This window comes from Ornithinibacillus sp. 4-3, from assembly GCF_040958695.1.
GTDB lineage: Bacteria > Bacillota > Bacilli > Bacillales > Amphibacillaceae > CALAMD01.
The window spans coordinates 1,347,055-1,369,601 of sequence record NZ_CP162599.1 but is presented as its reverse complement, the minus strand read 5'-3'; the positions used below and the strand labels follow the sequence as shown (position 1 = coordinate 1,369,601).

At 33.7% G+C, this 22,547-nt stretch carries 26 protein-coding genes; 9 read left to right on the top strand and 17 right to left on the bottom strand.

All coding sequences use genetic code 11. The features are described 5' to 3' along the window. Positions 1-48 precede the first annotated feature (48 nt). The 3 genes from AB4Y30_RS06620 to AB4Y30_RS06610 form a co-directional block, all read right to left on the bottom strand. Positions 49-324: a YlaN family protein gene (locus AB4Y30_RS06620; RefSeq protein WP_368654698.1), complete on the bottom strand. Its 276-nt coding sequence runs from the start codon at positions 322-324 to the stop codon at positions 49-51. Between the two features lie 273 nt (positions 325-597). Further along, entirely contained in the window at positions 598-1,143 is a 546-nt protein-coding gene (locus AB4Y30_RS06615; RefSeq protein WP_368654697.1) for a histidine phosphatase family protein, read from the bottom strand. A 50-nt stretch (positions 1,144-1,193) separates the two neighbouring features. Next, positions 1,194-2,045, bottom strand: coding sequence for a DUF72 domain-containing protein (locus AB4Y30_RS06610; RefSeq protein WP_368654696.1), 852 nt, complete (start codon positions 2,043-2,045; stop codon positions 1,194-1,196). A 219-nt stretch (positions 2,046-2,264) separates the two neighbouring features. On the opposite strand from AB4Y30_RS06610, the gene AB4Y30_RS06605 reads away from it, so the two are divergent. Then, complete coding sequence (locus AB4Y30_RS06605; RefSeq protein ID WP_368654695.1) at positions 2,265-2,750, top strand: hypothetical protein; 486 nt, start codon at positions 2,265-2,267, stop codon at positions 2,748-2,750. Positions 2,751-2,855: 105 nt separating this feature from the next. Beyond that, a complete protein-coding gene (locus AB4Y30_RS06600; RefSeq protein WP_368654694.1) occupies positions 2,856-3,434 on the top strand; it encodes a YhcN/YlaJ family sporulation lipoprotein in 579 nt (192 codons plus the stop codon). Positions 3,435-3,489: 55 nt separating this feature from the next. On the opposite strand, the gene AB4Y30_RS06595 is transcribed toward AB4Y30_RS06600, so the two are convergent. Continuing rightward, the gene (locus AB4Y30_RS06595; protein WP_368654693.1) at positions 3,490-3,786 is read right to left on the bottom strand and encodes a hypothetical protein; all 297 of its coding nucleotides are present in this window, start codon (positions 3,784-3,786) and stop codon (positions 3,490-3,492) included. A gap of 175 nt (positions 3,787-3,961) precedes the next feature. Between AB4Y30_RS06595 and AB4Y30_RS06590 the strand changes: the two genes are divergently transcribed. After that, complete coding sequence (locus AB4Y30_RS06590) at positions 3,962-4,168, top strand: YlaI family protein (protein WP_368654692.1); 207 nt, start codon at positions 3,962-3,964, stop codon at positions 4,166-4,168. Positions 4,169-4,225: 57 nt separating this feature from the next. On the opposite strand, the gene AB4Y30_RS06585 is transcribed toward AB4Y30_RS06590, so the two are convergent. After that, a complete protein-coding gene (locus tag AB4Y30_RS06585; protein ID WP_368654691.1) occupies positions 4,226-4,525 on the bottom strand; it encodes a YlaH-like family protein in 300 nt (99 codons plus the stop codon). 314 nt (positions 4,526-4,839) lie between these two features. On the opposite strand from AB4Y30_RS06585, the gene AB4Y30_RS06580 reads away from it, so the two are divergent. Further along, a complete protein-coding gene (locus AB4Y30_RS06580) occupies positions 4,840-5,016 on the top strand; it encodes a DUF5325 family protein (RefSeq protein WP_368654690.1) in 177 nt (58 codons plus the stop codon). 56 nt (positions 5,017-5,072) lie between these two features. Here AB4Y30_RS06580 and AB4Y30_RS06575 read toward each other — a convergent pair whose 3' ends face one another. From AB4Y30_RS06575 to AB4Y30_RS06550, 6 genes are all read right to left on the bottom strand, one after another. After that, a complete protein-coding gene (locus AB4Y30_RS06575) occupies positions 5,073-5,876 on the bottom strand; it encodes an inositol monophosphatase family protein (RefSeq protein ID WP_368654689.1) in 804 nt (267 codons plus the stop codon). 140 nt (positions 5,877-6,016) lie between these two features. Further along, positions 6,017-7,429, bottom strand: coding sequence for a dihydrolipoyl dehydrogenase (gene lpdA, locus AB4Y30_RS06570; RefSeq protein WP_368654688.1), 1,413 nt, complete (start codon positions 7,427-7,429; stop codon positions 6,017-6,019). Between the two features lie 4 nt (positions 7,430-7,433). After that, positions 7,434-8,750: a dihydrolipoamide acetyltransferase family protein gene (locus AB4Y30_RS06565; RefSeq protein WP_368654687.1), complete on the bottom strand. Its 1,317-nt coding sequence runs from the start codon at positions 8,748-8,750 to the stop codon at positions 7,434-7,436. 22 nt (positions 8,751-8,772) lie between these two features. Then, positions 8,773-9,750 (bottom strand): alpha-ketoacid dehydrogenase subunit beta, encoded by a 978-nt coding sequence (locus AB4Y30_RS06560; protein ID WP_368654686.1) that lies wholly within the window; start codon positions 9,748-9,750, stop codon positions 8,773-8,775. Between the two features lies 1 nt (position 9,751). Then, the gene (gene pdhA / locus AB4Y30_RS06555) at positions 9,752-10,834 is read right to left on the bottom strand and encodes a pyruvate dehydrogenase (acetyl-transferring) E1 component subunit alpha (RefSeq protein ID WP_368654685.1); all 1,083 of its coding nucleotides are present in this window, start codon (positions 10,832-10,834) and stop codon (positions 9,752-9,754) included. A gap of 631 nt (positions 10,835-11,465) precedes the next feature. Further along, the gene (locus AB4Y30_RS06550; protein ID WP_368654684.1) at positions 11,466-12,116 is read right to left on the bottom strand and encodes a YkyA family protein; all 651 of its coding nucleotides are present in this window, start codon (positions 12,114-12,116) and stop codon (positions 11,466-11,468) included. A 208-nt stretch (positions 12,117-12,324) separates the two neighbouring features. Here AB4Y30_RS06550 and def point away from each other — a divergent pair, with 208 nt between their 5' ends. After that, positions 12,325-12,876, top strand: a complete 552-nt coding sequence (def, locus tag AB4Y30_RS06545) for a peptide deformylase (RefSeq protein ID WP_368654683.1) — start codon at positions 12,325-12,327, stop codon at positions 12,874-12,876. A gap of 99 nt (positions 12,877-12,975) precedes the next feature. On the opposite strand, the gene AB4Y30_RS06540 is transcribed toward def, so the two are convergent. Further along, the gene (locus AB4Y30_RS06540) at positions 12,976-13,749 is read right to left on the bottom strand and encodes a Cof-type HAD-IIB family hydrolase (protein WP_368654682.1); all 774 of its coding nucleotides are present in this window, start codon (positions 13,747-13,749) and stop codon (positions 12,976-12,978) included. Between the two features lie 496 nt (positions 13,750-14,245). Between AB4Y30_RS06540 and AB4Y30_RS06535 the strand changes: the two genes are divergently transcribed. The 3 genes from AB4Y30_RS06535 (at position 14,246) to AB4Y30_RS06525 (ending at position 16,665) form a co-directional block, all read left to right on the top strand. Beyond that, positions 14,246-14,455: a DNA-dependent RNA polymerase subunit epsilon gene (locus tag AB4Y30_RS06535; RefSeq protein WP_368654681.1), complete on the top strand. Its 210-nt coding sequence runs from the start codon at positions 14,246-14,248 to the stop codon at positions 14,453-14,455. A 3-nt stretch (positions 14,456-14,458) separates the two neighbouring features. Further along, positions 14,459-16,126: a ribonuclease J1 gene (gene rnjA, locus AB4Y30_RS06530; RefSeq protein ID WP_368654680.1), complete on the top strand. Its 1,668-nt coding sequence runs from the start codon at positions 14,459-14,461 to the stop codon at positions 16,124-16,126. Between the two features lie 155 nt (positions 16,127-16,281). After that, positions 16,282-16,665: a hypothetical protein gene (locus tag AB4Y30_RS06525; protein WP_368654679.1), complete on the top strand. Its 384-nt coding sequence runs from the start codon at positions 16,282-16,284 to the stop codon at positions 16,663-16,665. Between the two features lie 107 nt (positions 16,666-16,772). Here the strand turns inward: AB4Y30_RS06525 and AB4Y30_RS06520 are convergent, their stop codons facing one another. The 5 genes from AB4Y30_RS06520 to cbpB all read right to left on the bottom strand — a co-directional run bounded on the left by AB4Y30_RS06520 (position 16,773) and on the right by cbpB (position 21,268). Further along, positions 16,773-17,441, bottom strand: a complete 669-nt coding sequence (locus tag AB4Y30_RS06520; RefSeq protein ID WP_368654678.1) for a TrkA family potassium uptake protein — start codon at positions 17,439-17,441, stop codon at positions 16,773-16,775. A 163-nt stretch (positions 17,442-17,604) separates the two neighbouring features. Further along, a complete protein-coding gene (locus AB4Y30_RS06515) occupies positions 17,605-18,048 on the bottom strand; it encodes a redoxin domain-containing protein (RefSeq protein ID WP_368655182.1) in 444 nt (147 codons plus the stop codon). 47 nt (positions 18,049-18,095) lie between these two features. Further along, entirely contained in the window at positions 18,096-18,656 is a 561-nt protein-coding gene (locus AB4Y30_RS06510; protein WP_368654677.1) for a peroxiredoxin, read from the bottom strand. A 436-nt stretch (positions 18,657-19,092) separates the two neighbouring features. After that, the gene (locus AB4Y30_RS06505) at positions 19,093-20,574 is read right to left on the bottom strand and encodes an MDR family MFS transporter (protein WP_368654676.1); all 1,482 of its coding nucleotides are present in this window, start codon (positions 20,572-20,574) and stop codon (positions 19,093-19,095) included. 241 nt (positions 20,575-20,815) lie between these two features. Beyond that, entirely contained in the window at positions 20,816-21,268 is a 453-nt protein-coding gene (cbpB, locus tag AB4Y30_RS06500) for a cyclic-di-AMP-binding protein CbpB (RefSeq protein ID WP_368654675.1), read from the bottom strand. Between the two features lie 405 nt (positions 21,269-21,673). Here cbpB and AB4Y30_RS06495 point away from each other — a divergent pair, with 405 nt between their 5' ends. Beyond that, positions 21,674-22,537, top strand: coding sequence for a metallophosphoesterase (locus AB4Y30_RS06495; protein ID WP_368654674.1), 864 nt, complete (start codon positions 21,674-21,676; stop codon positions 22,535-22,537). Positions 22,538-22,547 lie beyond the last annotated feature (10 nt).

The following is a 22,547-nucleotide window of genomic DNA, read 5'->3' as shown; positions in this document are numbered from 1 at the left end:
CCGATTCAATTATGAAGGCAAAGTTTTTAACAATAGACTAAATTGATCCTACTTCTGTGCAGCTTCATGTAATCTATTGAGCTGTTTTTCTAGGTTTCCAATAAGTTCTTTTCCTGCTGTTTCGCTAATTAAATTCAAGCGAATTGCAAAATCTATTTCTCTTGAAAACCCAAACATTTGTGTATCTAGTACTTCTTCATATAAAGGACATTGAGGCATCGTTAAATTCTCTATCTGAACCTCTATTAAACGTAGAATTTTATCTGCGTCCTCTTTTAATAGAGCATAAGCTTTTTCACGATGATCAATAGTAATATCTTGCATCGGACATATCCTCTCCAATAGAAAACTTAATAGTGGTAAAAGTTTTCCTTCTACTTGAAAACTTTTGCTTTAAAACACAATATGTTCATGCAGCCTACTTTATGTCTGCTCTCATAAAGGTTCCTTCTCTTTTAATATTATCGCTAGAAAACGAAAAATGCAACTATATTTGCTATTGTTTCTTTCTGACAGTCATATCTTTTTTCTTATAATAAATCGAAACTTCATTTAGGTACATTTTTCGACACATTTAATGTATATCTAGGGATTTTCCTATTCTTCCCAAATCCGTTCACAGCTCGGAATATTTTCTGACAAACGTAATAAAAATACATCTGGATTACACATATTCTTCCATTGTTCAAACCCAAAATTCTTATCGTAGTAATGAAGCAATAGAGCAATAATTCCACCATGTGCAACAACTGCTATACTTTCATGGTCACTTGTACTAATTTCATTAATAAGTTCAACAATTCGTGCTGTAGCCTCTTCACTTGATTCTCCGCCTTCATAAGTTAAACTAAAATCAGAAAAAGTAGTTTCTAGCTTTTCTAACCAGTCCGGAAAATCTTGAGTGCTTAATATGCGTTCTATTAGTCTATTATCTGTTTCTATTTCTATATTATTATTCTCAGAGAAAGGAGCTATTGTTTGTACCGCACGTAAATAAGGGCTAGAAATAATTCGACTAATTCGTTTGTTTACTAACCATTCTGAAAGTATCTTCGCTTGTCGAAAACCATTCTCTGTTAATGATGCTTCTCTACCCTGCCCTATGGCTTCGCAATGTCGAATAATATATATTGCTTTTTCCATATACACCCTCTCCCTTATGGTTCACTGCGAAATCACATACTCAGCCTACTTTAAAATAGATCAAGCTGTTTAGGCGATAATCCTTCATATTCAATTCCAAGCATTTTTTGAAAGTCCTTTGCGTTGCCTGCTGCATCGCCACCAGAATTATTGTTAAATAAAATAATGATATCTTTTGAGCTTTTTGCCAGAGTTAATACATGTTCCTTCCATTCTAAAAGCTCTTTTTCGTTATATTTATATAAGTAGCGCACCTCGCGCCAATTTGTTTCTGCATTTTTCGGTCTTGTCCAACCATGAACATTTCGACCGTGCATACGAATCAATGTCATATTTGAATCTGTAGCTACTGGCACAGTTGGAGCTGATCCATCTCCTGCCTGAGGCTCATCCACTACCGTATGAATCCATCCCTGTTCTTTCATAAAATGAATAGTACTCGAACGGTATTTCTCACTAAACCACGATTGATTACGAAACTCTAATGCAATTGGAATATCGCCCATCATTTTCTTACAGTATCTTAAATAGTTCACGTTTTCCTTCTTACAATCAAACCAAGGTGGAAACTGAAATAAAACCATTGCTAGTTTATTCGCTTGTTGATAAGGCTCTAACGATTCCTTGAAGGCTTGAAACATCTCGGCCTTCGTTTCAAATGGGATATCTGTTCTTTGATGCCCAGTCATCCCTTGATATGCCTTTACAACAAAACGAAATTGATCTGGTGTTTCATTTACCCACTTTAAAGCATTTTTGATTGGCTGTACGGCATAAAATGATGCATCTACTTCCACTGTGAGAAAATGGCTGCTATATTCTGCTAGTTTATCCTTTGGCTTTATATGAGGTGGATATAGTGAATGATGGTCTCCCCAACCTGTTACACCTATATATATCATTCCAATCCCTCCTCCCCATAGAATAACATATTCACAGAAACATATTGTAGAAATGTACTTTGAGAATGATACACAACCAGTTAGAATATGGAAAATAAGTTTTGAGAAGTTATAAATCTTGCTTAATTTAGCTTATTAAAAATATATTTCTTAATTTCATGATAAAAAACAAAAACTCTGTTATTCTTATTAGAGGAATTTCATGAGGGGAGTTTTAACATGATTGTACAATTAACAGGAAATATAAATTATTCCATAACACTTGATCCATCTGTATGGATATTTGACGATCGAAAAATTAAACTAGCAGATGCATTTAATCCAGATGCAGTACAGGAAGAGGTCGAAGAAAAGTTACGTACAGCTGATCAGTTAAATGCAGCTATTTACGAACAAAATGTGAAGCCACCTGTAAATAACACTGTAAAAAAATATGATCGAGAAGAGCTTTTATCTACTTCCTATGTCATGCCAATTAAAGAATTTATTGAACATGCTGAAGTCAAGGAAGATGCAGAAAAAGCGATCTTAATTTCTGAGGATGCAGAATATATGATTTCTTTAGAACAGCTAAAGAATTGTTATTTATTATTCTCTATTGATGGAAAACCTATTAAGGAAAATGGTCCTGTTCATGTTTATTTAAAAGACGGCTCTAATCAAGATGAACCATTTACTAGCATTAAAAAAATTATTATCCAATAAGCAGTCCTTTAAAAGTCGAATCTAGTTTGGTTCGACTTTTATTATGCATATTTTTAACAACATTCATCCAAAATAAAGATAGTTATTTTAAAGGAGGAATGGCTGTTGAAACTTAAATATATCATCTTCTGCATATTAATAATTACTCTATTTACTGGCTGTCGTGCAGATAATGAACAACAGAACTCGGCAAATGAAATAAATCAACAACAAGTTAGAAATAATACAGAACGTACTACAGATACGGGCGTTAATAATGAAGTAGCAAATCATTTATCAAAAATTGCTAGTGATGTTCCTAATGTTAATCGGGCAAATTCCATTGTTATTGGTCCATATGCAGTTGTTGCTATTGACGTGGATGGTGATTTAGATAGAGGACGTGTTGGTACAATTAAGTACTCTGTCTCTGAAGCACTTCAACATGATCCAAATGGTAAAGAAGCAATTATTATTGCTGATGCAGATTTACCTGACCGATTCAAAGCAATGAAACAAAAGATAGATGAAGGCTATCCTATCAGAGGAATCATGGATGAATTAGCAGCAATTATTGGTAGATACATGCCAGACTATCCAATTAAAGAAGCTCCACCACCAGAGGATCGAGATATGCCTGAAGATATTCCAAATGATGATCAAGAAAAGTTAAATCAAATTCGTAATGAACAGATCCAAGAATAATTTCTTTAAAAAAGCAGTACTTCCTAATTAATTAGGAAGTACTGCTTACTCATTATTATTGTGTTTGCATTTTTTCTGCTTTTTCTTCTTGAACCTGCCTGTTATAGTAGTTTACCCCATATTGTGAACCCTCAGAAACCATTTTCGCGTTTTCTAACTGAGCGATATCTTCACGATCTACCTGATCTGGGATTCCCGCTTGTACGACTGTAGGGTATTCCTGAATACCTCTTATTTTATTTACAATCATATGATATGTCTTTCTTACTTTTTTACGATTTTCTTGTTTAGTTAATAATAAGCCAACTAACCCAGCAGTTCCAGCTCCAAATGCAATTATACTTTTTTTCATTTGTTTTCGCCTCTCCTTTTAGTATTAAAGATAATTCTGATAATAAAATCTACCTTTAATAACTATTTTTTGCTGTATGGTTATTTTCTTCCCCATTTATTATTTGTTTAAACATAAAATATATACATTTCTGGCTATATTATGATATAGTTTATTGGTAGTCGAGGTGAGAAGAATGCAGGTTAAATGCACATTATGTGATCTTATAGAAGAAATTAGCGATGATTCCTTACAAGCGAAAAGATTAAAAAATCGTCGTGCCAATTTATATTTATGTAGTGTTTGTTATGAACGTATTAGTGAGAAAACAATTGCACGGCATTCGACAGGTAAATTTCGCTTCTATGAAGAGAAAAAACAAGAAAATGATTTTCTTAAATAGAAATACACAAGTCAACATGGTGATTACCCATTACTGACTTGTGTATTTTTGTGTTGTTTAATTATTTTTTGCTGATCGTTCACGATGCAAACGCAAGCGATAAATTCCCATTATAATAGAAACAATAATCAAGCTTTCTGTAATTGGAAATTGTAATAAACTAAAAGTTGTTGATATAAATGTAGCTATAGCTAATAATATATAAACAATAATTGACTTTCCTAATGGCAATTTTCTAGCGAAGCCTAGTTTATATGCAATAACAGATAAAATAAGATTAACAATGTAAAAATACCAAAAAATATTATTTGTCCCAAATTGCTCTATAAAAAATTCAAATATAAAACTTTTTACCATCTGTCTCCCCCATCAACTTTTACATCAATTATACTTCGACGCAATTACTTCTAAATTTTTTAAGTTTTTTATACGATTTCACCAATCGAGATCAACGAGCTTCTTACAATATAAAAATTACGCCTTACTTTTTATTCAACCAGAGTTTGATGTCCAATAAGCTAGGATACCTCCTCCAAGAAGTTCTTTGCTAAATAAAGATAAAATCTATCTCTATCATACTAAATCTTTTCTAGACATGCTAGTTATCTATAGCTTGATATCTCATTTAAATCATATATACTAATATATGTAAATGATTGAGGTGACTTTTGTTGAAAAAAATTAATATTTCGATGCTATTATTAGCAATGCTTGTTATTTCTATGTTTATAGGCGTTGGTGTTGCCATCGCATTCCGTAGTATTTGGTTTATCGCTCTATTTACTGTTTTAGGATTTGTTATTATGAGCTATGGAATATCATTAAAAAGGAAAAATAGCGCCCATTAGGAATTATATCCCAAATAAATTGATTTTAATTTATTTGGGATAGTTATCTTTATGCGTTATTTTTTACCTTTTTTTATAAATTCTTCCATTATATCTTGGTAAATATGTGAGTTACTAACAACGATAGGCTGTTTTATCAAGAGATTCAAAGGTTCACCTTCTAAATTAGATATTATCCCACCAACCTCCTGGATTAAAATAATTCCTGCAGCAATATCCCAAGGTGAAAGTCGCATGGATAAATAGCCATCTGTCACTCCTTCAGCAACAAAAGCAAGCTCTAAAGCAGCTGAACCATATGAACGAGCTCCACGAATCGTTTTAATTAACTTCTGCATGACTTTTTCATCTACTAACCTATTTTCACATAACCAATGATGATTTAAGCCTAGAATAGCTTCTTTTATATGTACAGGATGATGCGATAATCTCTGCTCATTTTTATATGCACCTTCCCCACTTTTGGCACTATATAAATCATCCTTCATCACATCATATATTAACCCAATTTCTCCTATACCCTCTTCATAAATTCCAATAGATATAGCAAAATTTCGTTTTTGATGGACAAAGTTTGTCGTCCCATCAATAGGATCAATAATCCAAACGGTTCCAGATAGTGAAGTTAATTCATCACCATATCCTTCTTCACCTAAAATAGCATGATCGGGATAATATTCTTTAATATTCGTCACAAAAAATTTCTCTATCGCTTTATCCATTGATGTTACTAAATCATTTGGATTAGACTTTATATTTATTTCAAGTGGTTCATTTATTTGTTTGCGAATCATTTCCCCAGCAGCTAGGACCCATGCCTTAGCTTGTTGAAATAATTGTTTGCGTTTCTCTTTATCCATCCGCATCCTCCCCCACCCCGTATGCAATAATTGTATCAAAATGTATGCTTCTCGTCATACGATAGCCCTCGTTTAAGCAGATAGAGGAAACATTCAAAAAAAATCGAGCTGCATGACGCAAGCTCGATTTTCGATTAAATTTATTTTAACATATGAACTGGTTTGCCAATTGCAACCTCAGCAGCTTCCATCGTAATTTCAGCTAAGCTTGGATGTGCATGAACTGTTAATGCAATATCCTCAGCAGTTACACCTGTTTCAATCGCAAGACCAATTTCAGCGATCATATCACTAGCACTTGGTCCAACAATTTGTGCACCAATTACTAAACCATCTTCTTCTCTAGTAACTAGCTTTAAGAAACCATCACTATCATTTAATGATAATGCGCGACCATTTGCTGCGAATGGGAATTTAGCTGATTTTGCATTAATTCCTTCTTCTTTAGCAGCTTCTTCTGTATAACCAACTGTTGCAATCTCAGGATCTGAGAATACTACTGCTGGCATTGCAATATAGTCAATTTCAGATTTCTCGCCAGAAATAGCTTCTGCAGCAACTTTGGCTTCATAAGATGCTTTATGTGCTAATGGCTGACCTGCAACGATATCACCAATTGCATAGATATTGCTCACATTTGTACGGCATTGTTTATCAATTTTCACTAAACCACGCTCATCTAATTCAATACCTACTTGCTCAAGGCCAAGTTCACTTGTATTAGGACGACGACCGACAGTAACTAATACATAATCCGCTTCAACAACCTCTTCTTTACCTTTAGCTTCATAAGTTACTTTTACGCCATTTTCTGTCTCTTCTACACCTTTAGCCATAGCATCTGTTACTAATTTAACACCTTTATCTTTTAAGCGTTTTTTAACAAAATGAGTAATTTGTTTCTCATATGTTCCACCTAAAAGGTCTTTTGCACCTTCAACGATTGTTACTTCAGAACCTAGGTTAGCATAAGCAGTACCTAATTCAGTACCAATATATCCTCCACCAATTACTACTAATTTAGCAGGGATTTCATCTAAGTAAAGTGCTCCCGTAGAATCAAGTACACGCTTAGAGAACGGGAAACTAGGAATTTCGATTGGTGTAGAACCAGTCGCAATAATACAATCTTTGAATTTATAAGTTTGTGAATTATTTTCATCCATAACTTTTACTGTATTACTATCTACAAAGTAAACTTCACCATTTACGATATCTACTTTATTACCTTTTAAAAGGGATTCAACACCTGAAGTTAATTTATTAACAACAGTACCTTTCCACTCTTGTACTTTACCAAAGTCAATTGATACATTTTCAGTTGTAATACCCATCGCTTCGTTGCCTTTAGCATGACTTGCTAAATGTCCAGCTTGGATAAGCGCTTTAGATGGGATACAACCAACATTCAGGCATACTCCACCTAATTTATCTTTTTCAACAATGGTAACTTTTTGTCCAAGTTGTGCTGCACGAATTGCTGCTACATAACCACCAGGACCAGCACCTACTACTAAAGTATCTGTTTCAACAGGAAAATCTCCAACTACCATAGAACTACGCCTCCATCATGATTAATTGTGGATCATTTAATAATCGTTTTATTTGATTTAGAGCATGCTGAGCTGTAGCACCATCAACGATACGATGATCAAAGCTAAATGATAAAGCTAATACTGGAGCAATAACAATTTCTCCATCACGTACAACTGGTTTCTCTGCAATGCGTCCAATTCCTAAAATAACTGCTTCAGGATAGTTTAATACTGGAGTAAACCATTGTCCACCTGCAGAACCAATATTCGTAATCGTGTTAGAAGCTCCTTGCATCTCTTCAGAAGATAGTTTACCACTACGAGCCTTTTCTGCCAACTCTGTAATTTCTTTAGAAATATCAAAGATAGATTTACGATCTGCATCTTTTACAACTGGTACTAACAAACCTTTCTCTGTGTCTGCTGCAATACCAATATTATAATAATGCTTCTCAACAATTTCGTTTGTTTCGTCATCAACTATAGAATTCAGAATTGGGAATTTCTTAGATGCTGAAACAAGCGCTTTTACTACATATGGTAAGTAAGTTAACTTGATATCCTCTTTTTGAGCGATTTCTTTAAACTTCTTACGATGTGCAACTAATTCTGTAACATCTACTTCATCCATTAATGTTACATGTGGTGCTTTGGTCTTCGAATTAACCATTGCTTTAGCAATAGCACGACGAATTGGACTCATAGCTTCTCTTGTTTCTACATACTCACCACGGCGAGTAGCAGGTTTAGCTTTTTCTGTTGTTTTCTCTTCTGTAGCAGTTGCCTCTTCTTTTGTCTCTTCCGTAGAAGCTTCAACAGTTTGATCGCCACTTAAGAACTTGTCGATATCCTCTTTTAGAATACGTCCATTCTTCCCAGAACCATTAACCTCTTGAATGGTTACTCCATTATCACGTGCATATTTTCTTACAGAAGGCATTGCAATAACAATTTTCTTATCATCAGACTGCTTATCAGTTGATGACTCCTCTTGTACTGCTTTTTCTTCTTTTGCCTCTTCAACATTTTCTTCTTTAGTTTCTGTTGTCTCTTCAGCTTTTTCTGCTGCAGGCTCACTCTCAGATTCTTCTGACTCATATCCTTCAGCATCAATACTTACAAGAATATCGCCAACTACTGCAACCGTACCTTCATCTACATGTATCTCTTTAATTGTTCCGTCAACCGGGGATGGGATTTCAACGACTGCTTTATCATTCTGCACTTCACATAATGGATCATCCTCTTGGATTTCATCTCCTGCTTTTACAAACCATTTAAGGATTTCTCCTTCGTGAATTCCTTCTCCAATATCTGGTAATTTAAATTCAAATGCCATAATTTATTGCCTCCTTTCCATATTAATAATTCATAACCGCATGAACTTTTTCTACTACATCTGTATGATTTGGTAACCAAACATCTTCTGCTGCAGCAAATGGGTAAACTGTATCTGGAGCTGTTACACGTAAGATTGGTGCTTCTAAATGTAAGATTGCTCTTTCTTGAATTTCTGTAACTACATTTGCCGCAATACCAGCTTGACGCTGTGCTTCTTGAACTACAACAACACGGTTTGTTTTCTTCACTGATTCAACAATTGTTTCAACATCAATTGGAGAAACAGTCATTAAATCAATAACTTCTACATCAATATTTTCTTTTTCTAATTCTTCAGCAGCTTTTAAACATGTATGAACCATTGCACCATAAGCAACTAAAGTTACATCTTTACCTTCACGTTTAATATCTGCTTTTCCTAACTCAATCGTATATTCATCCTCAGGTACTTCTTGACGGAATGAACGATATAATTTCATATGCTCTAAATATATTACTGGATCATTATCACGAATAGATGCTAGTAATAAACCTTTTGCATCATAAGGTGTAGAAGGAATAACTACCTTTAATCCAGGTTGCTGTGCAACTAAACCTTCTAATGAATCTGCGTGTAACTCAGGAGTCTGTACTCCTCCACCAAATGGCGAACGAATAGTTACTGGTGCATGATGTGTGCCTCCAGAACGATAACGCATACGAGCTAATTGTCCATTAATTGAATCCATTACCTCATATACAAATCCAAAGAATTGAATCTCTGGCACTGGACGGTAACCTTGTGTAGATAAACCAACTGCTAAACCACCAATCGCTGATTCTGCTAATGGTGTATCGAATACTCTATTTTCACCAAACTCTGCTTGTAAACCTTCAGTCGCACGGAATACTCCACCGTTTTGACCTACATCTTCACCAAAAACTAGCACATTTTCATCATTTTTTAATTCGATACGAAGTGCATCTGTAATTGCTTGGATCATTGTCATTTGAGCCATATTATTTCGACTCCTTTGCTTTATATTCTTCAAATTGCTCTTTGAGATGACTTGGGAGCTCTTCAAACATATTAGAAATAAAATCTGTTGTTTTTTGTTTTGGATATGTGTCTGCTTTCTTAATCGCTTCTTTAATATCCTCTTTTGCTTGTTCAATTACTTCATTTTCTTCTTCTTCTGTCCAAAGCTTTTTGCTTTCTAAGAATTTACGGAAACGAACAATTGGATCTTTTTTCTCCCATTCAGAATCAAGATCATCTGTACGATAACGAGTTGGGTCATCTCCTGCCATTGTATGGGGACCATAACGATATGTTAGTGTTTCAATTAATGTAGGACCTCCACCATTAATTGCTTTATCACGCGCATGTTTTGTCACCGCATATACAGCTAGAACGTCCATTCCATCTACTTGATATCCTTCCATACCTGCAGCAACCGCTTTTTGAGCTAATGTTTTTGCAGCTGTTTGTTTTTCAACTGGAACAGAAATAGCAAAACGGTTGTTTTGCACAACAAAAATTGCTGGAGCTTGATATGCACCTGCAAAGTTTAATCCTTCATAGAAGTCTCCTTCAGAAGTACCACCGTCGCCAGTGTATGTAATCGCTACGGACTTGCTACCACGTAGTTTCATACCTAATGCAACACCAGCAGCTTGCACATATTGTGCACCAATAATAATTTGTGGACTAAATGCATTCAGACCTTCTGGCATTTGATTTCCATGGAAATGTCCTTTGGAGAATAAAAATGCTTGATATAAAGGAAGTCCTTGCCATATTAACTGTGGTACATCACGATATCCAGGAAGAATGAAATCTTCTTTCTCTAATGCAAATTGCGTACCTAATTGAGATGCTTCTTGACCAGCAGTTGGTGCATAAAAACCTAGACGTCCTTGACGGTTTAATGCAATAGAACGCTGATCCAATACTCTTGTATATACCATTCTGCGCATTAATTCTTTTAAATCATCATCTGACAGGTCAGGCATTGAATCTTTATTTACTATCTTTCCTTCTTCATTAAGAATTTGAAACGTTTCGAACTGACTTTCAATTGTTTCCAGTACATGTTTCAAAACAGTCACCTCTACCTTTCGTTTACCATATTTCGTGTTCCTTTCTATCCTTCCCATGTTTGGGTTCGTCTATTATTGGAATACCCAAATAAATATATTAGTAATCTATTTATTTTTGTCTGACAATAAAAACTGTTATATAGGAATAGAAAAAAACAATAGTACAATTTTCCACTTGATTAAATTTTATATCAAGCATACTACTTTGGTCAATCATTTTAACTGATTTTACTTTAAAAAGACATATTTGTAAACCTCAGTAATCTGTTATACTCTGAACATAAAACTGTATCAATTTCCTTAATACAGCTTTATATTCAGACAGCTATATTGTTGAAATCCTCAAATCAATGATCTCTCGACACTTTTTGAATAGTAAAAGTAATTCTGTTTTTTCTAGGCTATAAAAACTCTATGCTGGATGAAATATAACCAAATAAAATTTTGTGGAAGTACAGTGATTCCTAAAAGAAGAATGATTTACATAAAAAAAACACTTGAAGGTGTTTTACAGGTAAAAAATTTAAAACTTTCTACCTGCATAAGCTCAACTAAGGATTTTCGCTATAAAAGCTAAGCAATCTTCCAAGTTGTCTTAATCTCCAAGTGTTTCATTCAACTCATATTTTACTTATTCAAATTGCACGATAATATCAGTTTGTTCATAAAATTTTTGTTTCAGCTCATTAAATTGATCTGTTAACTCATTAAATTTTTCATTTACTTCCATAATCTTTGTATAACTGTTGTTCATTTCTGCTACTTGATTGGAAATCTCTTCTTGAATAATATCCTCTTCTTGATAAATTTGATATAGTTTCTTCTCTTGTTCCATAGACTCTTGATATGCTTCAAATAATTCGCCATAAGCATCAAAACGTTGAGTCATTGTTTCCAACAATTCATCAGCAGTGGCTTTTACATCCTCTTCTTCAATGTCTGAAATCAGGGATTCAACCTTCATAAATTCCTCATAGGAAGCTTCAATACTTGCTTGTTCTTCCAACACCTTTTGCTCACGTTCCTCAATAAATTGAATCGCCTCTGTAGCTAGGGCATTTATTTCTTCATAATGAATAATCGCTATTTCAAAAATCTCACTATATATATCTTGCTCTTTCTTCTCTAACTCACTAATTTCTTCCTGTACCTTTTCAAAATCTTCTTCTAACTCTACAGATTTCTCCATATGTACATACATTTCTTCTTCAATGCCATCTCCACTACAACCTGCTAAAAAAACGAAAGCAAGAATAATTAATAAAAAACTCTTTTTAAACAACTTTATAGCTCCCCTCTATCCTGCTAATTTCTTTTTTAGACAGTATACCATGTGGAACAACATATTATCTAAAATATTCTTTTGAGCGTTTTTGTTTTTTTATATGTTTATTTAAAGAAAAACTTAATTTTCTAAATGATTTGCAAGCATTTTATTCTAGTTTTGTGTTAAAGTATTTTTAGCAATGTAAATTCAAGGAGTGGCATATATGATTACAATGAAAGATATTGTCCGTGAGGGGCATCCTGCTTTACGAAAAACTGCTATTGAAGTACCTCTTCCACCATCAGAAGAAGATGTGGAACTATTACAAAACATGCTGACTTTCTTAAAAAATAGTCAAGACCCTGAAATATCAAAGGAATATGATTTACGCTCAGGAGTTGGTTTAGCCGCTCCGCAGCTTGGCATTAATAAAAGAATGTTTGCGGTGTATTTTGAGGATGATAATGGTAAAAAATATAACTATGGATTAATTAATCCCAAAATCATTAGCCACTCTGTGGAGCAAGCATATTTAACCACCGGAGAAGGCTGTTTATCTGTTGATCGAGAAGTTGAAGGATATATTCCGCGATATGCTCGTATCACTGTCAAGGCAATAAATCTTGATGGAGAACCTATTAAATTAAGATTAAAAGGTTATGCTGCAGTAGTATTTCAGCATGAAATAGATCATTTAAATGGAATTATGTTTTATGATCATATTAATAAAAAATCTCCTTACACTCCACCGGCAAATGCAATAGCAATCGAATAAGCAGAACTAAATACAAAATCGGAAGGACTATTTTAGCCTTCCGATTTTTATCGTATATTATCAGCAATTGGGCATACTAACAAAAAAGCTCTCCCACATTTAAATCAATTTTAATTGCTTTAACCCTTTAAAGATTCCATCATTATCCGAACTGTCTGTTACAAAATCAGCAATCGTTTTTAAAGAATCTCTAGCATTTCCCATCGCAACTCCAGTACCAACTGCTTGAAGCATCTCTAAATCATTTAAACCATCCCCAAAAGCATAGCTATCCGCATGATTTAATCCGCTTGCCTTCATCATATGTTCAATTCCAATCGCTTTTGTACCACCAACCGGTAAAATATCAATAGAATAAGTGTGCCATCTTAAAAAGTAAAAGCTTGCATGCTTTTGTATCAATGAATCCTCTTTCCCCTTCTCACAAAACATCAACGCTTGATAAATGGATTCGTTAAATGGAAAATGTTCATCTTTTTCAGGATAATAAAACTTTAATTTGCCTAATCCTTCTTTTATATATTGATGCTCTCCCACTGTTGCACGCATTTCCGATTCACTAAAATAAACCATCGGAATTTTACTTTGAAGTGTATCCTCGTGTAAATGAATAATTTCATGCTTCTTCATTGGCTTTTTATAGATTGTTTCACCTTTATAGACAACATGCTGACCATTAAAACTAACATAAGAATCTATTTCTAATTCTTCACGAATTTGTTCAAACATAAATGGAGGTCTGCCTGTGGCAATAACTACATGTACTCCATTCTTCTTTAATTCTTCAATGGATGCTTTCGTTGTTTGTGGGATTTTTTTCTCTGTATTTAATAGTGTTCCATCAATATCGAAAAAAACAATTTTATTCTCCATCCCATATTCTCCTCTATAATTTTGGTATTAAATGAATATATGTATAAAAAAATATTCCAAGTAAAAAATAAAGAAACTTACTGAAGAAAAGCTTATTCTTTACTTCATTTTCGTATGTATAATAAAAAAGATTTTTACTAAATGTATATATTTTCGTTTCAATATTTTTAAAACAATACTATAATGAAAGTAAGATGGATTGGATCGGTATAAACTTTTTATTGCTTTTCTTAGAAATAAAGAAAGGAGTCGTGCATTTTTATGTTAAAGCGCCTAAAGGAAAAGCTGAGAAAGCGTTGGAAGGATTTTTTAGGCCGGGGTAGTGTTCCAACAACATATAAAAAAGATTACCATAACCATTAACAGTACCAATCACTTTTAATAATGATACTATATAGATACGATACTTGCTACGGAAATTAATTGGTGGAAACGGAATTACACCATTGCAATAAATAAAAAGTACGAAGTGAAAGATATAACAAGGAGAGATGAAATGATTTTTAAAGTACTATTTCAAGAAGACTTAATAGAAGTTCCTGTTCGTGAACGTACAAAAACGATTTACGTAGAAGCAGGGTCTGTTAAAGATGTAAGAAAAAAACTAATTAATCGCAACTATAATATTGAATTAATCCAAGAGTTAAACGAAGCCCATTTAGAATATGAAAAACAATCTGAGCAGTTTGTATTGGAGACAGTATAAATCATGAAATTTGTAAAAAATGATCAAGCTGCTATTTTTGCACTCGGTGGTCTAGGCGAAATCGGGAAAAATACGTATGCCATTCAATTCCAAGACGAGATTATCATCATTGATGCTGGTATTAAATTTCCAGAAGATGAATTACTTGGTATTGACTACGTAATCCCAGACTATACTTACTTTGTGCAAAATCAAGATAAAATCAAAGGACTTTTTGTTACTCATGGACATGAAGATCATATTGGAGGAATCCCTTATTTACTTCGTGAATTGAATATTCCCATTTATGGTGGAAAACTTGCGATTGGATTAATTAGAAATAAGTTAGACGAACATGGTTTATTAAAAAATGCAAAATTAAACATAATACAAGAAGATGATGTTATCAAATTCCGTAAAACATCTGTTAGCTTTTTCCGTACAACACATAGTATCCCAGACTCATACGGTATCGTTGTAAAAACTCCTCAAGGAAATATTGTTCATACAGGAGATTTCAAATTTGACTTTACACCGGTTGGAGAACCAGCCAACTTAACAAAAATGGCTCAAATTGGTGAAGAAGGCGTTTTATGCTTACTATCTGATAGTACAAATGCTGAAGTACCTGGTTTTTCATTATCTGAGCGAGTGGTTGGTGGCAATATTAACGATGTTTTTGCAAAGACAGATGGACGAATTATTTTCGCTACATTTGCTTCAAACATCTACCGACTCCAACAAGTAGTTGAAGCAGCCGTTAAGAACAATAGAAAGATCGCTATTTTTGGGCGTAGTATGGAATCTTCTATTACTATTGGCCAAGAACTTGGATATATTAAAGCACCAAAAGATACATTTATTGAGCCGAACCAAATTAACCGTACACCTGCTGAGGATATTGTTATTTTATGTACAGGCTCTCAAGGTGAACCAATGGCTGCTTTATCCCGAATTGCGAATGGAACACATCGCCAAATTCAAATTATTCCTGGAGATACAGTTGTATTCTCATCCACACCTATTCCAGGTAATAATGTAAGTGTGAGTCGTACTATTAATAAATTAACACGAGCTGGAGCAGAAGTAATTCAAGGCTCCTCAAGTAAGATTCATACATCTGGACATGGAAGTCAAGAAGAACAAAAACTAATGCTAAGACTTATGAAACCAAAATATTTTGTACCGATCCATGGGGAATACCGCATGCTAAAAGAGCATACAAAGCTTGCTGCATCATGTGATGTCCCATTTGATAATTCCTTTATCATGGACAATGGCGACGTATTAGCTATCGGTAAAGATAATGCATCCATCTCTGGAAGAATTCCTTCTGGCTCTATTTATGTAGATGGTAGTGGTATTGGTGATATCGGTAATATCGTCTTAAGAGATCGCCGTATCCTGTCTGAAGAAGGATTGGTTATTGTGATTGTAAGTATTGATATGGAAGATTTCAAAATTGCTTCAGGCCCAGACATTATTTCACGTGGGTTTGTATACATGAGAGAATCAGAAGATCTTATCAATGAAGCTCAACAGCTTGTATCCTCACACTTGAAAAAAGTAATGGAACGTAAAACATCGCAATGGTCTGAAATTAAAAATGAAATAACAGATACAATTGCACCATTCTTATACGAAAAAACAAAACGACGCCCAATGATTTTACCAATCATTATGGAAGTATAAAATAAAACACCTGCTTTATGGATTTTAAAAAATCCTTTTAGCAGGTGTTTTTAGTTATGAAAAAGCGAGACGATTAAAAATTGACCCATTTTAGGATTTTCTTAAAATGCCAATATAATGAACTTATAGCTCAAAATAGAAAGGGTTGATTCCATTTGAAAAAAGGGTTATGGATGCTTCTATTTCTTATGTTACTTTTGGGATGTGTTCATCAACAAGAAAAGCTAAATCAAGATAAAATAAAAATAGAAAATATATTTATTCAGAATCAAAATCAGAAACTCACTTATAAAAAAGCTGATTACCACAATATGTTTGTTTATGAAATTAAGAAAAACAGTATTATGATCACCCCTCCTGCCACAGATCCTACGGCACAATATCCAGCTTACGAGATATTTGTAGATGAAAATACCGATTTCAGAGGTAAAATAAATGATTTTCAAGGCTTAGAAATAGATGATTTATTGCAAGTATGGACAAGCCAGATAGATAATAGAGAAATAGAAATTGCGACTACAATAATAGTCCATGAATAAGTTGAGTACTTCTTAAAATAGGCTCTCTAGGCAATTGAAAAAAGCCTAGTTATACACTAAGCTTCTCCCCTTATACCTAAAGCTGTTAAAATATTTTACAAAACCATTTACTCATCATCAATAACTAAACGTTTTTCAAATCGGGAAAGATCTTTGTCTGCCCCTATTACAATTAGAATATCATTTTTCTCTATTTGCAAATCTGCTGCTGGAGAAACATTGATTGTATTGTTACGCTTAATAGCAACCACGTTACAATTATATTTAGCACGAATTTCTAAATCCACTAATGTCTTATTAATCATTTTATTTCCAGCAATAACCTCTATAATGCTGTGCTCCTCAGAAAGCTCTAAATAGTCTAGTATATTGTTGGAAATAATACTATGAGCAATTCTTCTTCCCATATCTCGCTCAGGATGAACTACTTGATGTGCACCTAGCTTTTTTAAAATTTTCTCATGATAATCATTTTGTGCTTTTACTGTAATTTTCTTTACCCCTAGCTCTGTTAAAATAACAGTAGTTAGGATACTTGCTTGAATATTTTCACCAATTGAAACAATAACATGATCAATATTATTGATTCCAAGCTCTTTTAATGTAGTTTCATCTGTCGAATCAGCAATAACTGCATAAGATGCGATATTTCTAAATTCATTCACTTTATCTTCATCTAAATCAATGGCTAATACATCCATGCCTTCCATACATAATTCTCTACAAAGACTGCTGCCAAATCTCCCTAGACCAATGACTGCAAATTCCTTTTTCATATCCTGTTCTCCTAATCTTTTTTATCTTATAGATGTATCTTACCTTATTTTACTACGTAAAGTGAACTTCATTCAATAAGCCATATAAATAAAGGTTAACCTTCTTCTATAAAACAAAAAACTTCTATGACTTAAATAATCATAGAAGTTTTTAGCTAATAATTTATTTTCCTAGCACCCTGTTTACACGCTTCGTCAACATTTTCATTCCGCCGTCTCCAGCTTGGAAATGTCTTAATTGACCTTCTGTGTCAAACACATAATATGCTGGAACATATTCGTTTTTAAATGCATCTGTTAATGCATGATCACTATCAACAAAAATTGGCTGTGTGATATCATGCTCTTCAGCAACTTTCTGAACAAGATCTAAATCAAGATCGTTTTCAGAACGGGGCATGTGAACAGCAATAACATTTAATTCATCTTTGTATTCATCTCTAAATTCATTAATATTTGGCATTGCTGTTTTACATAGCTCACAGCTAACAGACCAAAAATGAATTAATGTCGGTTTATTTCCGATAAGATCTGATTTTTGAATTGGTTCACTATTATACCAAACAGTTGCTCCATCTAATTCAGGCATTTGTTCACGTAATTTCATCATTTTTGTTACCTCCTGAAAATTAATATTTATTGGAGAACTATTAATTAAAGAGTCTTTTGTCCAGGCTTCCAGTTAGCTGGGCAAAGTCCACCAGTTTGAAGAGCTTGTAATACACGTAAAGTTTCATCTACGTCTCTACCAATATTGTTATGGAAAACAGTTTGGTACATTAACTCTCCTTCTGGACTGATGATGAATAATCCACGTAGAGCAATTCCTTCTTCTTCAATTAGAACACCATAGTCTTTAGAAACGGTATGGTTTGTATCAGCTGCTAATGGATAGTTTAACTCTCCTAATCCATTATCTTCACGGGAAGTATTAATCCATGCTTTATGTGTATGAATTGTATCAGTAGATACACCAATAACTTCTGCATCTAAATCTTCAAATTCATCATAACGGTCAGACATCGCTGTAATTTCTGTTGGACATACAAAAGTAAAGTCCATTGGATAGAAAAATAATACAGTCCACTTGTCTTCCTTCATGATTGCTTCTAAGTTTACTTTACCAAATTCTTTATTTGGCATAACTGCTTCCATTTCAAAACGTGGTGCTTGTTTAGCTACCATTCTTACTGCTTGTGTGTTTAATTCTGTCATATTTGAAACCCTCCAAATACTATTACGTTATTTATAGTCCATAGACAATTATATGGATAGTTTTAATTCCAGTCAATACTATTTTAGAATTAATATAAAATAACCCATCACTTGTCGAAATGCTGTAACAAGTTCCCTATTCTCTATAAGTGCGCGTTCAAAAAAGAAGATAAAAAAGACCATCATCGGTTAAGTTCGCAACGTCACGAGAGCAACATCTGTACTAGTACATCCTGTATGTCGTAGTGCACCGTGTGCGTTGAAGGGTCAAGGCGGCGTAGCTTGAGTAACTCACTTGCGCGTGTTGTAATGACTTCGACGTTTGGCACAGGACATGTCGGAACTTAGTCGAAGTTCCTCTGTTCGCTGCGTCATTTTTATTGGGCTTTTTGAACATCCTCTATAATCATATCCGAGTTTTCACACAAATATACAGTTATATTTCTTTCTTTGGAATAAAGCAAATTACAATAAATCCAATGACAGCTAAGATAAAAATACCTAAATAAACAATATGTAAGCCAGAAGTTAATGCATTTTCTAGCACATTTATAATCTCAGAAGATAAATTCACTTTCTCTTTAGGATCAAGCAATAAATTAGTGGAATCAACAGTTAATTCTCCCCCTAATCCATGACTTTCAATTTGCTTTAATATTCCTTTATTCAATAAACCGCCTAAATAAGCGGCACCAATTGCACTACCTAATGATCGCATAAACATATTGGAAGCTGTAGCTATCCCGCGGATTTCCCAACCAACAGCATTTTGTATTCCTACAATAAAGGAGGTATTTGTTAATCCCATACCTATCCCAATAAAGAATGAACCTATTCCAGCCCAGAGTGGTCCCTTTTCTGGAGTCAACAGGAAAAATAATAGCCCTCCAATAATTAGGAAAAACCCACCCGAAACTGAAGTAACTCGGTATCCAACCTTTAGTAATAATCGGCCGCTAATAGTTGCAGCAATTGGCCAACCAATCGACATAGCAGTTAACGTAAATCCAGCAACAGTTGCAGAATATCCCATTACTCCTTGAACAAAGGCTGGTAAATAACTGGAAACACCAATAATAATCATACCAGCGATTAAGGAGGCAATATTTGCAACAGAAACCATCCGTGATTTCCAGATTATTAGTGGCATCATTGGATCTTCAGCACGCTTTTGAATAATCATAAATAATACAAAAGAAAGAAACGTTACACTAATTAATATGTATGCAATAAACGAATTCCAATCGATTCCAATACCGCCTTCTACCAATAAATACATTAGAGTACTGACACAAACGACTACCAGTATTGCTCCACTGTAATCAATTGGTTTCTTCTCTTTATTCTCCATCTGCTCATGTAAGAAGAACCAGATCCCTAACATTGCTAATATTCCTAGAGGTAAATTCATCCAGAACACGTAACGCCAATTTAAGATATCAACAAAAAGCCCTCCAAGTAATGGTCCTGAAACAGCAGAAATACCCCAAACTGCTGATAAATAGCCTTGAATCTTTGCTCGTTCACTTTTCGTATAAATATCTCCTACTATCGTTGTTGCAACTGGCATTAAAGCTCCTGCACCTACCCCTTGCACAAATCGAGAAATAATAAGCATGAACATGGATGTACTCAACCCTGCCAGAGTTGAACCAATTAAAAAGATAATGACACCAATAATAAAAATTGGTTTACGTCCGAAGATATCCGCAAGCTTTCCAAAAACTAAGATAGTAGCAGCACTAGTGAGCAAATAGGAGGAAAACACCCAGCTGTATAAAGAAAACCCACCTAAATCTGCTACAATCGTAGGTATGGCTGTTGCTACAATAGTCCCTTCAATTGCTGATAAGAACATACCTAGCATAACTGAAAATAAAACAAGAGGTCGTTTCATTTGCTTCTCTTTTGCTGCCATTGTTTCCACATCTATCACAACATTTCTTAAATTATTCTCTTGAATATATATGTACGAAAAAGCCCTTGACAATTTCTTGGCAAGGGGTCTAAAAGCTTAACTTATAACTGAATTAGAATACCTTCATTCCAATTCATATAAAAGGATGTTCAAAAAGTTTAGTAAAAAGGAAGAACCTAACATCTATTCCCAAAACCAAATTACTCTCTTCACTTAACTTTTTGAACACATACTTAAGATATTAATTTTTGTTTCTTGATGAATAATAATCTCTCTTTAACTGCTTTAAAATAGACCTTCTTGTTAATATGCCATCAAAATAACCTTCATCATCTACCACACAAACAAAAGGATGATTAATCGTTGCTTTTAAACCATTAATAAAGCTGTCTTTTCTTGTTAGTTTTGGAATATCAGCATCCATCACTTCTTGGACTGTTATATCTGATAATTTTTCAACTTCAAATCTTTCTAATCCAATAATCTGATTTAAAATAACTGTTTTACCAATAACTCCAACTAATTTATAAGTTGAATCAAGAACTGGTACTGCCGAATATCCTGATTTTACTAAAACTAACAAGGCATGCTCTAAAGGATTGTTCAACTGCACATGTGCTACTTTTTCTGATGGTATCATCAAATCATCAACAATAATATCGTCTATTTCTTTCTTTTCACGAATCATACTCATTTTATAACTCTCCTTTTCGAAACATATTACTTTTTGGGAGGCGGATCCCTAAAAAGGAGTTAACATGCTATAAGTATAGTTTACCACAGTTACTGATAAAGGAGTACAGATTCGCAGTATAATATATTTTTGTTCAAAATTCTTTATTTCATATAAATCCTTTCGACAAATTTCTATTTTCTTTAACATTTTTAGATAAATCCAGCTAATTCCTTTTTTAGTTATCTAAAAATCATGTTATAATTTTACTTAATATATGAAAGGAAATTTTTATTCATCAGAATTTTCTTCCTTGTTCAGATTCTAATGTCACAGATTTTTTTATAATCTCAAATATGCACAGAAAAAACATTAAAAACATAATGTATAAGCTTTATTTTATAGATAAAGAAGGTGAGTATTTTCATGAATCGTCGCTCTTTTTTAAAGAAAATGTTAGGCGCATTCATTGCCACAGTAGGTGTAACTACTGGCGGTTACTATTATGCCTCAGAGTTAGAGACGAATATGCTTCAAATTAATAAGCAAACTATCGATTCCAAGAAAATCCCTCCCTCCTTTCAATACTTTAAAATCGTTCAATTTTCTGATACTCACGTTGGTTTCCATTATTCCTTAGAACAACTTAGTGATTTAGTCGAGACAATCAATAAACAAAATCCAGATATGATTGTATTTACTGGTGATTTAATTGATGAACCACAGACTTATAAAAATCATGATCAATTAATTCAGATTTTAAAGCAATTAAAGGCTCCTTATGGGAAATATTGGGTATATGGGAATCATGATCATGGTGGATATGGAACAAATATTATTCATGATTTAATGGAAGCGGCTGACTTTCAATTATTACTAAATGAACATCAAGTCATTGAAAAAGGAAAAGACAAAATTATCGTTGCTGGTATTGATGATGCTATACTTGGTGTACCAGATGTTAAAAATGCCATGCAAGATACACAAGCTGATAACTTTATTATGCTCCTAGCCCATGAACCTGATATGGCTGACGTAGCAATAGATTATCCTATAGATATACAATTATCAGGACATAGTCATGGGGGACAAGTACGTCTTCCTTTTATTGGACATTTATATACTCCAAGTTATGCACAGAATTACATCCATGGAAAATACACATTCTCACCATCTGACTTCATTCTCCATGTGAATCGTGGTATTGGAACAACTCGACTTCCTTTTCGCTTTTTTTGTAAACCTGAATTACATGTTTATTCATTAGTCAACCACTCCATGTTATCGTAAGTTCAATTAT

What these genes read in the sequence shown, in the direction of transcription:
- AB4Y30_RS06505 (WP_368654676.1), bottom strand. Translation starts at nt 20,574, where the DNA reads ATGGCAGCAAAAGAGAAGCAAATGAAACGACCTCTTGTTTTATTTTCA.
- cbpB (WP_368654675.1), bottom strand. Translation starts at nt 21,268, where the DNA reads ATGAGTATGATTCGTGAAAAGAAAGAAATAGACGATATTATTGTTGAT.
- AB4Y30_RS06495 (WP_368654674.1), top strand. Translation starts at nt 21,674, where the DNA reads ATGAATCGTCGCTCTTTTTTAAAGAAAATGTTAGGCGCATTCATTGCC.
- AB4Y30_RS06560 (WP_368654686.1), bottom strand. Translation starts at nt 9,750, where the DNA reads ATGGCTCAAATGACAATGATCCAAGCAATTACAGATGCACTTCGTATC.
- AB4Y30_RS06565 (WP_368654687.1), bottom strand. Translation starts at nt 8,750, where the DNA reads ATGGCATTTGAATTTAAATTACCAGATATTGGAGAAGGAATTCACGAA.
- AB4Y30_RS06535 (WP_368654681.1), top strand. Translation starts at nt 14,246, where the DNA reads ATGATTTTTAAAGTACTATTTCAAGAAGACTTAATAGAAGTTCCTGTT.
- AB4Y30_RS06520 (WP_368654678.1), bottom strand. Translation starts at nt 17,441, where the DNA reads ATGAAAAAGGAATTTGCAGTCATTGGTCTAGGGAGATTTGGCAGCAGT.
- AB4Y30_RS06605 (WP_368654695.1), top strand. Translation starts at nt 2,265, where the DNA reads ATGATTGTACAATTAACAGGAAATATAAATTATTCCATAACACTTGAT.
- AB4Y30_RS06515 (WP_368655182.1), bottom strand. Translation starts at nt 18,048, where the DNA reads ATGAAATTACGTGAACAAATGCCTGAATTAGATGGAGCAACTGTTTGG.
- def (WP_368654683.1), top strand. Translation starts at nt 12,325, where the DNA reads ATGATTACAATGAAAGATATTGTCCGTGAGGGGCATCCTGCTTTACGA.
- AB4Y30_RS06610 (WP_368654696.1), bottom strand. Translation starts at nt 2,045, where the DNA reads ATGATATATATAGGTGTAACAGGTTGGGGAGACCATCATTCACTATAT.
- AB4Y30_RS06510 (WP_368654677.1), bottom strand. Translation starts at nt 18,656, where the DNA reads ATGACAGAATTAAACACACAAGCAGTAAGAATGGTAGCTAAACAAGCA.
- AB4Y30_RS06595 (WP_368654693.1), bottom strand. Translation starts at nt 3,786, where the DNA reads ATGAAAAAAAGTATAATTGCATTTGGAGCTGGAACTGCTGGGTTAGTT.
- AB4Y30_RS06590 (WP_368654692.1), top strand. Translation starts at nt 3,962, where the DNA reads ATGCAGGTTAAATGCACATTATGTGATCTTATAGAAGAAATTAGCGAT.
- AB4Y30_RS06540 (WP_368654682.1), bottom strand. Translation starts at nt 13,749, where the DNA reads ATGGAGAATAAAATTGTTTTTTTCGATATTGATGGAACACTATTAAAT.
- AB4Y30_RS06620 (WP_368654698.1), bottom strand. Translation starts at nt 324, where the DNA reads ATGCAAGATATTACTATTGATCATCGTGAAAAAGCTTATGCTCTATTA.
- rnjA (WP_368654680.1), top strand. Translation starts at nt 14,459, where the DNA reads ATGAAATTTGTAAAAAATGATCAAGCTGCTATTTTTGCACTCGGTGGT.
- lpdA (WP_368654688.1), bottom strand. Translation starts at nt 7,429, where the DNA reads ATGGTAGTTGGAGATTTTCCTGTTGAAACAGATACTTTAGTAGTAGGT.
- AB4Y30_RS06585 (WP_368654691.1), bottom strand. Translation starts at nt 4,525, where the DNA reads ATGGTAAAAAGTTTTATATTTGAATTTTTTATAGAGCAATTTGGGACA.
- AB4Y30_RS06615 (WP_368654697.1), bottom strand. Translation starts at nt 1,143, where the DNA reads ATGGAAAAAGCAATATATATTATTCGACATTGCGAAGCCATAGGGCAG.
- AB4Y30_RS06575 (WP_368654689.1), bottom strand. Translation starts at nt 5,876, where the DNA reads ATGGATAAAGAGAAACGCAAACAATTATTTCAACAAGCTAAGGCATGG.